The organism is Enterobacter sp. RHBSTW-00901, from assembly GCF_014103115.1.
Lineage (GTDB): Bacteria > Pseudomonadota > Gammaproteobacteria > Enterobacterales > Enterobacteriaceae > Enterobacter > Enterobacter cloacae_P.
Window position 1 is genome coordinate 4,514,845 of the sequence record NZ_JABXPB010000001.1, and the last position, 14,216, is coordinate 4,529,060.

At 55.5% G+C, this 14,216-nt stretch carries 11 protein-coding genes; 10 read left to right on the forward strand and 1 reads right to left on the reverse strand.

Annotated features, from left to right (window positions below; genetic code table 11):
- Nucleotides 1-18 precede the first annotated feature (18 nt).
- From msbA to HV318_RS21760, 6 genes are all read left to right on the forward strand, one after another.
- Entirely contained in the window at nucleotides 19-1,767 is a 1,749-nt protein-coding gene (gene msbA / locus HV318_RS21735) for a lipid A ABC transporter ATP-binding protein/permease MsbA (protein WP_182274388.1), read from the forward strand.
- Nucleotides 1,764-2,741: a tetraacyldisaccharide 4'-kinase gene (gene lpxK / locus HV318_RS21740; protein ID WP_182274389.1), complete on the forward strand. Its 978-nt coding sequence runs from the start codon at nucleotides 1,764-1,766 to the stop codon at nucleotides 2,739-2,741. The genes msbA and lpxK overlap by 4 nt, the downstream gene beginning before the upstream one ends.
- A 44-nt stretch (nucleotides 2,742-2,785) precedes the next feature.
- Nucleotides 2,786-4,015 (forward strand): winged helix-turn-helix domain-containing protein, encoded by a 1,230-nt coding sequence (locus tag HV318_RS21745; protein ID WP_182274390.1) that lies wholly within the window; start codon nucleotides 2,786-2,788, stop codon nucleotides 4,013-4,015.
- Between the two features lie 45 nt (nucleotides 4,016-4,060).
- The gene (gene ycaR, locus HV318_RS21750) at nucleotides 4,061-4,243 is read left to right on the forward strand and encodes a protein YcaR (RefSeq protein WP_006174474.1); all 183 of its coding nucleotides are present in this window, start codon (nucleotides 4,061-4,063) and stop codon (nucleotides 4,241-4,243) included.
- The gene (gene kdsB, locus HV318_RS21755) at nucleotides 4,240-4,986 is read left to right on the forward strand and encodes a 3-deoxy-manno-octulosonate cytidylyltransferase (protein WP_182274391.1); all 747 of its coding nucleotides are present in this window, start codon (nucleotides 4,240-4,242) and stop codon (nucleotides 4,984-4,986) included. Before ycaR ends, kdsB begins: the two co-directional genes overlap by 4 nt.
- Before the next feature lie 145 nt (nucleotides 4,987-5,131).
- A complete protein-coding gene (locus tag HV318_RS21760) occupies nucleotides 5,132-6,025 on the forward strand; it encodes a YcbJ family phosphotransferase (RefSeq protein WP_182274392.1) in 894 nt (297 codons plus the stop codon).
- Here the strand turns inward: HV318_RS21760 and elyC are convergent.
- The gene (gene elyC, locus HV318_RS21765; protein ID WP_182274393.1) at nucleotides 6,002-6,781 is read right to left on the reverse strand and encodes an envelope biogenesis factor ElyC; all 780 of its coding nucleotides are present in this window, start codon (nucleotides 6,779-6,781) and stop codon (nucleotides 6,002-6,004) included. The genes HV318_RS21760 and elyC overlap by 24 nt on opposite strands.
- Before the next feature lie 124 nt (nucleotides 6,782-6,905).
- On the opposite strand from elyC, the gene cmoM reads away from it, so the two are divergent.
- The 4 genes from cmoM to mukB are packed head-to-tail and all read left to right on the forward strand — an operon-like array spanning nucleotide 6,906 to nucleotide 14,144.
- Nucleotides 6,906-7,685 (forward strand): tRNA uridine 5-oxyacetic acid(34) methyltransferase CmoM, encoded by a 780-nt coding sequence (gene cmoM, locus HV318_RS21770; protein WP_182274394.1) that lies wholly within the window; start codon nucleotides 6,906-6,908, stop codon nucleotides 7,683-7,685.
- A gap of 3 nt (nucleotides 7,686-7,688) precedes the next feature.
- Nucleotides 7,689-9,011, forward strand: coding sequence for a chromosome partition protein MukF (gene mukF / locus HV318_RS21775; protein WP_182274395.1), 1,323 nt, complete (start codon nucleotides 7,689-7,691; stop codon nucleotides 9,009-9,011).
- Nucleotides 8,992-9,696, forward strand: a complete 705-nt coding sequence (gene mukE / locus HV318_RS21780) for a chromosome partition protein MukE (protein ID WP_182274396.1) — start codon at nucleotides 8,992-8,994, stop codon at nucleotides 9,694-9,696. Before mukF ends, mukE begins: the two co-directional genes overlap by 20 nt.
- Nucleotides 9,696-14,144 (forward strand): chromosome partition protein MukB, encoded by a 4,449-nt coding sequence (mukB, locus tag HV318_RS21785; protein WP_182274397.1) that lies wholly within the window; start codon nucleotides 9,696-9,698, stop codon nucleotides 14,142-14,144. Before mukE ends, mukB begins: the two co-directional genes overlap by 1 nt.
- The last annotated feature ends 72 nt before the right edge of the window (nucleotides 14,145-14,216 follow it).

Sequence of the window (14,216 nt, forward strand, 5' to 3'; positions counted from 1 at the left end):
CAAATGCTGGTTTTTTGAATGCATAACGACAAAGATCTCTCCACGTGGCAAACATTCCGCCGACTCTGGCCGATGATTGCACCTTTTAAACCAGGCTTGATCGTGGCGGGTGTAGCGTTAATCCTCAACGCAGCCAGCGATACTTTTATGCTATCGCTTCTTAAACCGTTACTGGACGACGGTTTTGGTAAAACGGATCGCTCAGTGTTGCTATGGATGCCTCTGGTGGTTATCGGACTGATGATCTTACGCGGTATCACCAGCTATATTTCCAGTTACTGTATCTCCTGGGTATCAGGAAAAGTGGTTATGACCATGCGCCGTCGTCTGTTCAGTCACATGATGGGCATGCCGGTCTCTTTCTTTGATAAGCAATCGACCGGGACATTGCTGTCTCGTATCACGTATGACTCAGAGCAGGTGGCCTCATCGTCCTCCAGTGCGCTGATTACCGTTGTGCGTGAAGGGGCATCAATTATCGGTTTGTTCGCGATGATGTTCTATTACAGCTGGCAGCTGTCAATCATCCTTATCGTGCTGGCACCGGTTGTTTCTATTGCTATTCGCGTTGTCTCGAAGCGTTTTCGCAACATCAGTAAGAATATGCAGAACACAATGGGGCAGGTGACCACCAGCGCTGAACAGATGCTGAAAGGGCATAAAGAAGTGTTGATTTTCGGCGGCCAGGAAGTCGAAACCCACCGCTTTGATAAGGTCAGCAACAAAATGCGTCTGCAGGGGATGAAAATGGTTTCGGCCTCTTCCATCTCTGACCCGGTGATTCAGCTGATTGCTTCTCTGGCTCTGGCGTTTGTTCTGTATGCGGCGAGCTTCCCGAGCGTCATGGAGACCCTGACGGCGGGGACTATCACCGTTGTCTTCTCATCCATGATTGCGCTGATGCGTCCGCTTAAGTCGCTGACTAACGTTAACGCCCAGTTCCAGCGTGGGATGGCAGCTTGTCAGACCCTGTTCAGCATTCTGGATTCCGAACAGGAGAAAGACGAAGGTAAACGTGTGATTGAGCGTGCCCGTGGGGATGTTGAGTTCTGTAATGTGACCTTCAGCTATCCTGGCCGCGAAACACCCGCCTTGCGTAATATCAACCTGACCATTCCGGCGGGTAAAACCGTTGCCCTGGTGGGGCGTTCCGGCTCAGGTAAATCCACCATTGCCAGCCTGATCACCCGTTTCTACGACATTAACGAAGGTGAGATCCTGTTAGATGGTCACGACCTGCGGGAGTACACCCTGCAGTCGCTGCGTAACCAGGTTGCGTTGGTATCTCAGAACGTGCATCTGTTCAACGATACGGTCGCGAACAACATCGCCTATGCGCGTACCGAAGAGTACAGCCGCGAACAGATTGAGAATGCCGCTCGCATGGCGTATGCGATGGACTTTATCAATAAGATGGATAACGGCCTGGATACGATCATTGGTGAGAACGGTGTACTGCTCTCCGGCGGCCAGCGTCAGCGTATCGCCATTGCCCGTGCTCTGCTGCGTGATAGCCCAATCCTGATTCTGGACGAAGCGACCTCTGCACTGGATACGGAATCTGAACGTGCCATTCAGTCGGCGCTGGATGAACTGCAAAAGAACCGTACCTCGCTGGTGATTGCGCACCGTTTGTCGACGATCGAACAGGCTGATGAAATCGTCGTGGTTGAAGATGGCGTGATTGTCGAACGCGGAAGCCATGCTGATTTGCTGGAACACCGTGGCGTTTACGCCCAGCTTCACAAGATGCAGTTCGGCCAATGATTGCACGCATCTGGTCCGGTGAATCCCCGCTGTGGCTGCTGCTTTTGCCGCTCTCGTGGCTGTACGGCCTGGTGAGCGGCATCATTCGTCAGCTTTACCGTCTGGGGATCAAGCGTGCCTGGCGCGCACCGGTTCCGGTTGTGGTTGTGGGTAATCTTACGGCCGGCGGCAACGGTAAAACGCCGGTGGTGATCTGGCTCGTCGAACAATTGCAAAAACGCGGTATCCGCCCGGGTGTTGTCTCGCGTGGGTATGGTGGTAAAGCGGCGCGATACCCACTGCTGCTGGCGGAGGAAACAACCACCGCCGAAGCGGGGGATGAACCGGTATTGATTTACCAACGTACCGGCGCGCCGGTGGCGGTCTCTCCGCTGCGCAGCGACGCTGTTCAGGCGCTTCTTGCTGAACATGAAGTACAAATAATTATCACTGACGATGGCCTGCAGCATTACGCCCTGGCGCGTGATAAAGAGATTGTGGTGATCGACGGGGTTCGCCGTTTCGGTAACGGCTGGTGGCTGCCCGCCGGGCCAATGCGTGAACGCGCTTCGCGTCTGCGCTCCGTTGATGCGGTGATTGTTAACGGAGGCGTTGCAAAGTCGGGTGAAATCCCGATGCATCTTCACCCGGGAATGGCGGTGAACCTGTTGACCGGAGAACGCCAGGCCGTCGCCCAATTGCCTGCGCTGGTGGCGATGGCGGGTATTGGTCATCCACCACGTTTCTTTTCGACGCTGGAACAGTGCGGTGCTCGTCTGGATAAATGTGTGCCGCTGGCCGACCATCAGGCGCTGGTGGCAGAGCAGGTGGATGCGCTGACGGTACCCGGACAGACGCTGATCATGACAGAAAAAGATGCGGTGAAATGCCGCGCCTTTGCGAAAGAAAACTGGTGGTATCTGCCGGTTGACGCTGAACTCAGCGGTGAGCAGCCGGAACAATTGCTTAAGGAACTGATTGCGTTAGTGCATTAACAGCCTACACGGTTCTGGTGGCGCTTTGACTGACAGGAAAACGCATGTCTTTACCGCAACTCTCGCTTTCAGCTGCACGTAATCTTCACCTTGCCGCGCAGGGGCTGCTTAAAAAGCCCCGTCGCCGTGCGCAACCCGCCGATATCCTCTCTACCGTGCAACGCATGTCATTGCTGCAAATAGACACCATTAATATTGTGGCGCGTAGCCCTTATCTGGTGCTGTTTAGTCGTCTGGGACATTATCAGCCACAGTGGCTGGACAATGCGCTTAGCCAGGGCGACCTCATGGAATACTGGGCGCACGAGGCCTGCTTCCTGCCGCGTAGCGATTTTGCGCTGGTTCGCCATCGTATGCTCTCCCCGGACAAGATGGGCTGGAAATACCGCCAGGAATGGATGCACGAGCACGCGGCTGAAATTGAGCAGCTTATCGCGCATATTCAGGAAAACGGCCCGGTACGCTCCGCTGATTTTGAACATCCACGAAAAGGTGCGAGCGGCTGGTGGGAGTGGAAGCCGCACAAACGTCATCTTGAAGGGTTATTTACATCAGGCAAAGTGATGGTGGTTGAGCGACGTAATTTTCAGCGCGTGTATGACCTGACACACCGTGTAATGCCACACTGGGACGATCGACGCGATCTGCTCACCCAGGATTCTGCCGAAGCTCTCATGCTGGAAAACAGTGCCCGTAGTCTGGGGATTTTCCGGCCACAATGGCTGGCGGATTACTATCGCCTTCGCCAGCCTGCGCTGAAGCCGTTGCTCGAGAAGTGGCAACGCGAGCAGTGTGTGGTTCCCGTTTCTGTGGAAACGCTGGGTGATATGTGGCTGCATACGGATCTACTTCCGCTGTTGCCGCAGGCTCAGGAAGGAAAACTTCAGGCTACCCACAGCGCGGTGTTGTCGCCTTTCGATCCGGTTGTATGGGACAGAAAACGCGCCGAACAGCTGTTTGATTTCAGCTACCGGCTGGAGTGCTACACCCCCGCACCAAAACGTCAGTACGGTTACTTCGTTTTACCTCTGCTGCATAAAGGGCAACTGGTGGGGCGTATGGATGCCAAAATGCACCGTAAAACCGGCACGCTTGAAATTATCGCGCTCTATCTTGAAGACGGGGTAAAAGTGACGGCAGCCCTGGAAAAAGGGTTAACGTCCGCCATTAGCGACTTTGCGCTCTGGCAGGGGGCGAGCAACGTGACGCTGGGTCGTGTTCCAGACGGGTTATTTACAACCTGTCGAAGTGGCTGGGAAACAGGCACTCCCTGAAAAGGGAATGTGTTAAGCTTTAGTGATTACCCATACGGAGGAACTATGGATCACCGTTTACTTGAAATTATTGCCTGCCCGGTGTGCAACGGCAAACTTTACTACAGCCAGGATAAACAAGAGCTGATTTGCAAGCTGGACAGTCTGGCCTTCCCGCTGCGTGACGGTATTCCGGTCCTGCTGGAAAATGAAGCCCGTTCCCTGGTGGCAGAAGAGAGCAAACCATGAGTTTTGTCGTCATTATTCCGGCACGTTATGCGTCAACGCGCCTGCCGGGTAAACCGCTGGTGGATATCAACGGTAAGCCGATGATTGTGCATGTGCTTGAGCGTGCCCGTGAATCCGGTGCTGACCGCGTTATTGTGGCAACCGATCACCCGGACGTCGCGCGTGCGGTTGAAGCGGCTGGCGGAGAAGTATGCATGACCCGCGCCGATCACCAGTCCGGTACTGAGCGTCTGGCTGAAGTGGTCGAAAAATGCGGTTTCAGCGATGATACGGTCATCGTGAACGTGCAGGGCGACGAGCCGATGATCCCGGCGGTCATTATCCGTCAGGTGGCGGAAAACCTGGCGCAGCGTCAGGTCGGTATGGCTACGCTTGCGGTACCTGTTCATCACGCGGAAGAAGCATTTAACCCGAATGCCGTGAAGGTGGTGATGGACGCAGAGGGTTATGCGCTCTATTTCTCCCGCGCCACCATTCCGTGGGATCGCGATCGCTTTGCCGTGTCCAAAGAAACGATTGGCGACACGTTCCTGCGTCATCTTGGGATCTACGGTTATCGCGCAGGCTTTATTCGTCGTTATGTTACCTGGGCACCCAGCCCGCTGGAACATATCGAAATGCTGGAGCAGCTTCGCGTGCTCTGGTATGGCGAAAAAATCCACGTCGCAGTGGCGCAGGAAGTTCCTGGCACGGGCGTTGATACCCCTGACGATCTCGAGCGTGTTCGCGCAGAATTGCGTTAATAACGCCTGCATCCCTCCTTTTGGGGGGATGTTCTCCCGCCTGGCTATTTTTCCCCTTTCTTATCCATAATTGATCTCTTCCGGGTGACATCTGCCGTCTGCACGCTCATTATAAAAGCAGTAGTCTTAATGGGGGTAATCTCATATGGAACAGTTGCGTGCCGAACTTAGCCATTTACTTGGTGAGAAATTAAGCCGGGTTGAGTGTGTCAATGAAAAGGCAGATACCGCACTCTGGTCGTTGTATGACAGTCAGGGAAACCCGATGCCACTGATGGCCCGAAGTTTTACCTCGCCGGGTGTCGCCAGACAACTCGCCTGGAAAATTTCGATGCTGGCACGGGAAGGAACAGTCCGCATGCCGACAGTTTACGGCGTGATGACGCATGAGGAACACCCCGGTCCGGATGTTCTGTTGATTGAGCGTTTACGCGGGGTGTCCGTTGAGGCTCCGGCGCGTACGCCAGAACGTTGGGAACAGCTGAAAGACCAGATTGTTGAAGCACTACTCGCCTGGCACCGGCAGGACAGTCGTGGGCTGGTTGGCCCAGTCGACAGCACCCAGGAAAACCTGTGGCCGCTGTGGTATCGCCAGCGGGTCGAAGTGCTGTGGGGGACGCTCAATCAGTTCAGCAACACCGGTTTAACGATGCAGGACAAACGTATTCTGTTTCGTACCCGCGAATGTTTACCGGCGTTGTTCGACGGATTTAACGACAACTGCGTACTGATACACGGTAATTTTACCCTGCGCAGCATGCTGAAAGACTCCCGCAGTGACCAACTGCTGGCAATGCTGGGGCCAGGGGTTATGCTCTGGGCACCGCGTGAATATGAGTTGTTCCGGTTGAGCGACAGCGGGTCAGCAGAGGGGTTGCTGTGGCATTATTTACAGCGCGCGCCCGTCGCGGAAGCGTTCCTCTGGCGGCGCTGGCTCTACCTGCTCTGGGATGAAGTGGCGCAACTGGTGAATACCGGCCGTTTCAATCGCGCCAACTTCGATCTTGCGAAAAAATCACTCCTGCCCTGGCTCGCCTGACGTGCCTTTGAGCCACTGCCAGAGGCGTCCGAGCGTCTCGTAGCCGACGCGATCGCTATGCATCAACCACATCGGGGACGGTATCGCCCGTTCCCACGGGTTGAGCGGTGCGTCGATGGCCATCTGATTAGCAGGGGCGGGGAGTGGATGAAGCCCAAGTTTTTCAAAGAAAATCATTGCCCTTGGCAGGTGTGAGGCAGACGTTACCAGTAAAAACGGGACATCGCCGATCGCCTGTTTCACGGCTGCGGCTTCTTCTTCGGTATCTTTTGGGCTATCCAGCGTGATGATAGAGGCACGCGGAACCCCGAGTGATTCAGCCACTCTTGCACCCGCTTCAGCCGTGCTGACGGGGTTCGTTTTTGCTGCCGCGCCAGTGAAGATCATTTTTGATCCTGGATTGGCCAGCCACAGGCGAATGCCTTCGTTCAGCCGGGGCAGGCTATTGCCGATCAGGTTTGAGCTGGGTGCCCAGTTCGGATCCCAGGTGTACCCGCCGCCCAGCACCACAATGTACTCCACTTTCTGATTTCCCTGCCATGTCGGGTACTTATTTTCGACCGGGCGTAATAAGCCATCCGCGACCGGTTGCAGGCTCAGCAACAACAGCGCCAGCCAGCCCAGCGTAATGAGTATTTTGCCACTTTTCTGAAAGCGACTGAACCACACCAGCCCCAGCCCCAGCGCGATGAGGAGCAGGAGCAGTGGAAGGGGGAGCATCATCCCTCCAATGTATTTCTTCAGGGTAAAAAGCATCCTTTTTGGTTCCTTTTTTAACCATATAGCAGGCGATTGTCAGTGATATTACACCAGAGAGGTTCATTCTCCGCTCGGGTGTGACAAAATAGCGGTTTTGCAGTTAGCGAGTGGAACTCTCCCAATGCGGGATCGCAATTTTGATGACATCGCGGAAAAATTTTCGCGCAACATTTATGGCACCACGAAAGGGCAGCTACGTCAGACGATCCTCTGGCAGGATCTGGACAAAATCCTGGCTACATTCGGTGGTCAAACGTTGCGTGTGCTGGACGCCGGAGGCGGTGAAGGGCAGACGGCCATAAAAATGGCGCAGCGCGGTCATCACGTCACGCTTTGCGATCTTTCTGCCGAGATGGTCGCGCGGGCGACGCGTGCGGCGGCAGAGAAAGGTGTGAGCGACAACATGCATTTTATACAATGCGCCGCTCAGGACATTGCACAGCATTTGGAAACCCAGGTTGATCTGATATTGTTTCATGCTGTGCTGGAATGGGTTGCCGATCCACAAAGCGTGTTACAGACGCTCTGGTCGATGTTGCGCCCGGGCGGCACGTTGTCGCTGATGTTCTACAATGCTAACGGCTTCCTGATGCACAACATGGTCGCGGGTAACTTCGATTATGTTCAGGTCGGGATGCCAAAAAAGAAAAAGCGCACGCTTTCCCCGGACTACCCGCGCGATCCCCAGCAGGTCTATGGCTGGCTGGAAGAGATTGGCTGGCAGGTAACCGGGAAGACGGGCGTCAGGGTGTTTCATGATTATCTGCGTGAAAAACACAAACAGCGTGACTGTTTTGACACCTTAACAGAATTAGAAACGCGGTATTGCCGTCAGGAGCCTTTTGTCAGCCTTGGCCGCTATATTCACGTCACCGCGCACAAGCCGCAGATGCAAGGATAACCTATGAGTGAATTTTCCCAGACAGTCCCCGAACTGGTTGCCTGGGCCAGGAAAAACGATTTCTCCATCTCGCTGCCGGTAGACAGACTCTCTTTCCTGCTGGCGGTTGCCACGCTGAACGGCGAACGGCTGGATGGCGAAATGAGCGAGGGTGAACTGGTGGACGCGTTCCGCCATGTCAGTGATGCGTTTGAGCAAACCAGCGAAACCATTAGCGTGCGTGCCAACAACGCAATCAACGATATGGTGCGTCAACGTCTGCTGAACCGCTTTACCAGCGAGCAGGCGGAAGGAAACGCCATCTATCGTCTGACGCCACTGGGTATCGGCATTACCGATTACTACATCCGCCAGCGCGAGTTTTCCACGCTGCGCCTGTCCATGCAGCTCTCTATTGTTGCGGGCGAACTTAAGCGTGCCGCCGATGCAGCGGATGAAAACGGTGATGAATTCCACTGGCACCGCAATGTTTATGCGCCGCTGAAATACTCGGTGGCGGAGATCTTCGACAGTATCGATCTGACCCAGCGTCTGATGGACGAACAGCAACAACAGGTGAAAGACGATATCGCGCAGCTGCTGAATAAAGACTGGCGTGCGGCCATTTCCAGCTGTGAACTGTTACTGTCAGAAACCTCCGGCACGCTGCGAGAACTGCAGGATACGCTGGAGGCGGCGGGAGATAAGCTTCAGGCTAACCTGCTGCGCATTCAGGATGCGACTCTGGCGCACGATGACCTGCATTTTATCGACCGTCTGGTCTTCGATTTGCAGAGCAAACTCGATCGCATTATTAGCTGGGGTCAGCAGTCGATCGACCTGTGGATCGGCTATGACCGCCACGTGCACAAATTTATCCGTACCGCGATTGATATGGATAAAAACCGCGTCTTTGCTCAGCGTCTGCGTCAGTCGGTACAAAGCTATTTCGATGCACCGTGGGCGCTCACCTACGCCAATGCCGATCGTCTGCTCGATATGCGTGACGAAGAGATGGCGCTGCGCGATGAAGAGGTTACCGGTGAACTGCCACCGGATCTGGAATTCGAAGAATTTAACGAAATTCGCGAGCAACTTGCGGCCATGATCGAAGAACAGCTCGCTGTCTATAAAACCAGACAAGTGCCTCTGGATCTTGGGCTCGTGGTGCGCGACTATCTGGCGCAATATCCTCGTGCGCGCCACTTCGACATTGCCCGCATTGTTGTAGACCAGGCGGTACGCCTGGGGGTCGCACAAGCAGATTTCACCGGACTGCCGCCGAAGTGGCAGCCGATTAACGATTACGGAGCCAAGGTACAGGCGCATGTCATTGACAAATATTGAACAAGTGATGCCACTTAAGCTGGCACAGGCGCTGGCGAATCCGTTATTTCCGGCGCTGGACAGCCAGCTGCGTGCCGGTCGTCACATTGGCCTTGACGAGCTGGATAATCACGCCTTTTTGATGGACTTCCAGGAGTACCTGGAAGAGTTTTACGCACGCTATAACGTTGAGCTTATCCGCGCGCCGGAAGGGTTTTTCTACCTGCGCCCACGCTCCACGACGCTTATTCCGCGTTCTGTGCTCTCCGAACTGGAGATGATGGTTGGCAAAATCTTGTGCTACCTCTATCTCAGCCCGGAGCGTCTGGCGAATGAAGGTATTTTCACCCAGCAGGAGCTTTACGATGAGCTGTTAACACTGGCTGATGAGAACAAGTTGCTCAAGCTGGTGAACAACCGTTCAACGGGCTCGGATCTTGACCGTCAGAAGCTACAGGAAAAAGTTCGCTCTTCTCTGAACCGTCTGCGCCGTCTGGGTATGGTCTGGTTTATGGGTCACGACAGCAGCAAATTTCGTATTACGGAATCTGTCTTCCGCTTCGGTGCCGATGTCCGTGCGGGCGACGACGCGCGTGAAGCGCAGCTGCGCATGATCCGCGACGGGGAAGCGATGCCGGTGGAAAACCATTTGCAGCTCAATGATGAGCATGAAGACAATCAGCCGGATAGCGGGGAGGAAGAGTAATGATTGAACGCGGTAAATTTCGCTCACTAACGCTGATTAACTGGAACGGCTTCTTTGCCCGAACCTTCGATCTGGATGAGCTGGTGACGACGCTCTCCGGCGGTAACGGTGCGGGTAAATCCACCACAATGGCGGCATTTGTTACGGCGCTGATCCCCGATCTGACGCTGCTGCACTTCCGTAACACCACCGAAGCGGGGGCGACAAGCGGCTCCCGCGATAAAGGTCTGCACGGTAAGCTGAAAGCGGGCGTCTGTTATTCGGTGCTGGACGTGATCAACTCCCGTCATCAGCGCGTGGTCGTGGGCGTGCGTCTGCAACAGGTTGCAGGTCGCGACCGTAAAGTGGATATCAAACCGTTCGCGATCCAGGGGCTGCCAACGTCCATGCAGCCAACGGCACTGCTGACTGAAACCCTGAACGAACGTCAGGCGCGCGTGCTGACGCTGCAGGAGCTGAAAGACAAGCTCGAAACCATTGAAGGCGTACAGTTTAAGCAGTTTAACTCGATTACCGACTATCACTCCCTGATGTTCGATCTGGGGATTGTGGCTCGTCGTCTGCGTACCGCCTCTGACCGTAGTAAATACTACCGTCTGATTGAAGCCTCCCTGTATGGCGGTATCTCCAGCGCCATTACCCGTTCCCTGCGTGACTACCTGTTGCCGGAAAACAGCGGCGTGCGTAAGGCGTTCCAGGACATGGAAGCCGCGCTGCGTGAAAACCGCATGACGCTGGAAGCCATCCGCGTTACCCAGTCCGACCGCGACCTGTTTAAACACCTGATCAGCGAAGCCACCAACTATGTGGCGGCGGACTATATGCGTCACGCCAATGAGCGCCGGGTTCATCTCGATAAGGCCTTAGAGTACCGCCGTGAACTGTTTACCTCGCGCAAACAGCTGGTGGCCGAGCAGTATAAGCATGTCGAAATGGCGCGTGAGCTGGGTGAGCACAACGGTGCCGAGGGCGATCTGGAAGCGGATTACCAGGCCGCCAGCGATCATCTGAACCTGGTGCAAACCGCACTGCGCCAGCAGGAAAAAATCGAGCGCTACGAAGCAGATCTCGATGAGCTGCAAATTCGTCTCGAAGAGCAAAATGAAGTGGTGGCCGAAGCCGCCGATATGCAGGAAGAGAACGAAGCCCGCGCCGAAGCCGCTGAGCTGGAAGTGGATGAGCTGAAAAGCCAGCTTGCCGATTACCAGCAGGCGCTGGACGTGCAGCAGACCCGTGCGATTCAGTACACCCAGGCATTGCAGGCGCTACAGCGTGCGAAAGAGCTGTGCCATCTGCCGGATTTAACGCCGGACAGCGCCGACGAATGGCTGGATACCTTCCAGGCGAAAGAACAGGAAGCCACCGAGAAACTGTTGTCGCTCGATCAGAAAATGAGCGTGGCACAAACGGCGCACAGCCAGTTTGAGCAAGCTTACCAACTGGTGGTGGCGATTAACGGCCCGCTGGCGCGTAACGAAGCGTGGGACGTTGCCCGTGAACTGCTGCGCGACGGTGTTAACCAGCGCCATCTGGCCGAGCAGGTTCAGCCGCTGCGTATGCGTCTGAACGAGCTGGAACAGCGCCTGCGCGAGCAGCAGGAAGCCGAGCGTCTGCTGGCGGAATTCTGCAAGCGCCAGGGTAAACATTACAACATCGACGATCTCGAGGCGCTGCATCAGGAGCTGGAAGCGCGCATTGCGGCACTTTCTGACACCGTCTCCAGCGCCAGCGAACAGCGAATGACGTTGCGCCAGGAGATGGAGCAGCTGCAGTCCCGCTCGCAAACGCTGTTGCAGCGTGCGCCAGTCTGGCTTGCCGCACAAAGTAGCCTGAACCAGCTCAGCGAGCAGTGCAGTGCTGAGTTTGCATCCAGCCAGGAAGTGACCGAATATCTGCAGCAGTTGCTGGAGCGAGAGCGTGAAGCGATTGTTGAGCGTGACGAAGTCGGCGCACGTAAACGTGACGTCGACGAAGAGATTGAACGCTTAAGCCAGCCGGGTGGCGCAGAAGATGCACGCCTGAATACCCTGGCGGAACGTTTTGGCGGCGTACTGCTGTCCGAAATTTATGACGACGTGGGTCTGGATGATGCGCCGTACTTCTCTGCGCTGTATGGCCCGTCGCGTAATGCGATTGTGGTTCCTGATCTGTCGCTGATTTCTGAGCAGCTTGCCGGGCTGGAAGATTGCCCGGAAGATCTCTATCTGATCGAAGGAGATCCGCAGTCATTCGATGACAGCGTCTTTAGCGTTGACGAGCTGGAAAAAGCGGTCGTGGTGAAAATCGCTGACCGTCAGTGGCGTTACTCGCGCTTCCCTGAACTTCCCCTGTTTGGCCGCGCTGCGCGTGAAAGCCGCATTGAAAGCCTGCATGCCGAGCGTGAAACGCTGTCTGAACGTTTTGCGACGCTGTCGTTTGACGTGCAGAAAACCCAGCGTCTGCACCAGGCCTTCAGCCGCTTTATTGGCAGCCATCTGGCCGTGGCCTTTGACGCTGATCCTGAAGCGGAAATTCGCAAGCTCAACACCCGCCGGGGTGAGCTGGAGCGTGCGATTGCCAACCATGAAAATGACAACCAACAGAGCCGTGTTCAGTTCGAACAGGCGAAAGAGGGCGTAGCCGCTCTTAACCGCATTCTGCCGCGTCTGAACCTGCTGGCGGACGAAACGCTGGCCGATCGCGTGGATGAAATCCAGGAACGCCTGGACGAAGCCCAGGAAGCGGCACGTTTCGTGCAGCAACACGGCAATCAACTGGCGAAACTGGAGCCGGTTGTCTCCGTTCTTCAGAGCGATCCGGAGCAGTTTGAACAGTTAAAAGAAGATTATGCCTGGTCTCAGCAGGTGCAGCGCGAAGCGCGTCAGCAGGCGTTTGCCCTGACGGAAGTCGTGCAGCGTCGTGCTCACTTCGGTTACTCCGATTCGGCGGAAATGCTGAGCGGCAACAGCGATCTGAATGAAAAGCTGCGCCAGCGCCTTGAGCAGGCAGAGGCGGAACGTACCCGTGCCCGTGAAGCGATGCGTAGCCACGCGGCTCAGTTGAGTCAGTACAACCAGGTTCTGGCCTCACTGAAAAGTTCTTATGACACCAAGAAAGAGCTGTTAAACGATCTGCAAAAAGAGCTGCAGGATATCGGCGTGCGTGCCGACAGCGGTGCAGAAGAGCGAGCGCGTATTCGTCGTGATGAACTGCACAGCCAGCTCAGCAATAACCGTGCGCGCCGCAACCAGCTGGAAAAAGCGCTGACCTTCTGTGAAGCGGAAATGGATAACCTGACCCGTCGCCTGCGCAAGCTGGAGCGCGATTATCACGAAATGCGCGAGCAGGTCGTGTCCGCGAAGGCGGGCTGGTGCGCCGTGATGCGCATGGTGAAAGACAATAACGTTGAACGTCGTCTGCACCGTCGCGAGCTGGCGTATCTCTCTGCGGATGAACTGCGCTCCATGTCGGATAAGGCATTGGGTGCGCTGCGTCTGGCGGTGGCGGATAACGAACACCTGCGTGACGTGTTGCGCATGTCAGAAGATCCGAAACGTCCTGAGCGTAAAATTCAGTTCTTCGTTGCCGTTTATCAGCATCTGCGTGAACGTATTCGTCAGGACATCATCCGTACCGACGATCCGGTTGAAGCCATTGAACAGATGGAAATCGAACTGGGCCGCCTGACGGAAGAGCTGACCTCCCGCGAGCAGAAACTGGCTATCAGCTCCCGCAGCGTGGCGAACATCATTCGCAAAACCATTCAGCGCGAGCAGAACCGTATCCGCCAGCTGAACCAGGGACTGCAGAGCGTGTCGTTTGGCCAGGTAAACAGCGTGCGTCTGAACGTGAACGTACGCGAAGCGCATGCAACGCTGCTGGATGTGTTGTCTGAGCAGCATGAACAGCATCAGGATCTGTTCAACAGCAACCGTCTGACCTTCTCCGAGGCGCTGGCGAAACTGTATCAACGCCTGAATCCGCAGATTGATATGGGGCAACGTACGCCGCAAACCATCGGCGAAGAGCTGCTGGATTACCGCAACTATCTGGAAATGGAAGTTGAGGTTAACCGTGGTTCTGACGGTTGGCTGCGTGCGGAGTCCGGTGCGCTGTCTACCGGTGAAGCTATCGGCACAGGTATGTCGATTCTGGTGATGGTGGTACAGAGCTGGGAAGATGAAGCGCGTCGTCTGCGTGGTAAAGATATCTCCCCATGCCGTCTGCTGTTCCTTGACGAAGCCGCGCGTCTTGACGCCCGCTCCATCGCGACGCTGTTTGAGCTGTGCGATCGTCTGGATATGCAGCTCATTATTGCCGCGCCAGAAAATATCAGCCCGGAAAAAGGCACTACCTATAAGCTGGTGCGTAAAGTGTTCCAGAACAGTGAACATGTACACGTTGTCGGGTTGCGTGGTTTTGCACCGCAACCACCGGAGTCGTTGCCGGGAACGGCGGACGCTTCCTGAGGCGTTTTGTTACAATGAGCGGCGCATAAGCGCCGCTTTTTTTTGTACACTTAACTTGTGCTTACGGCTACG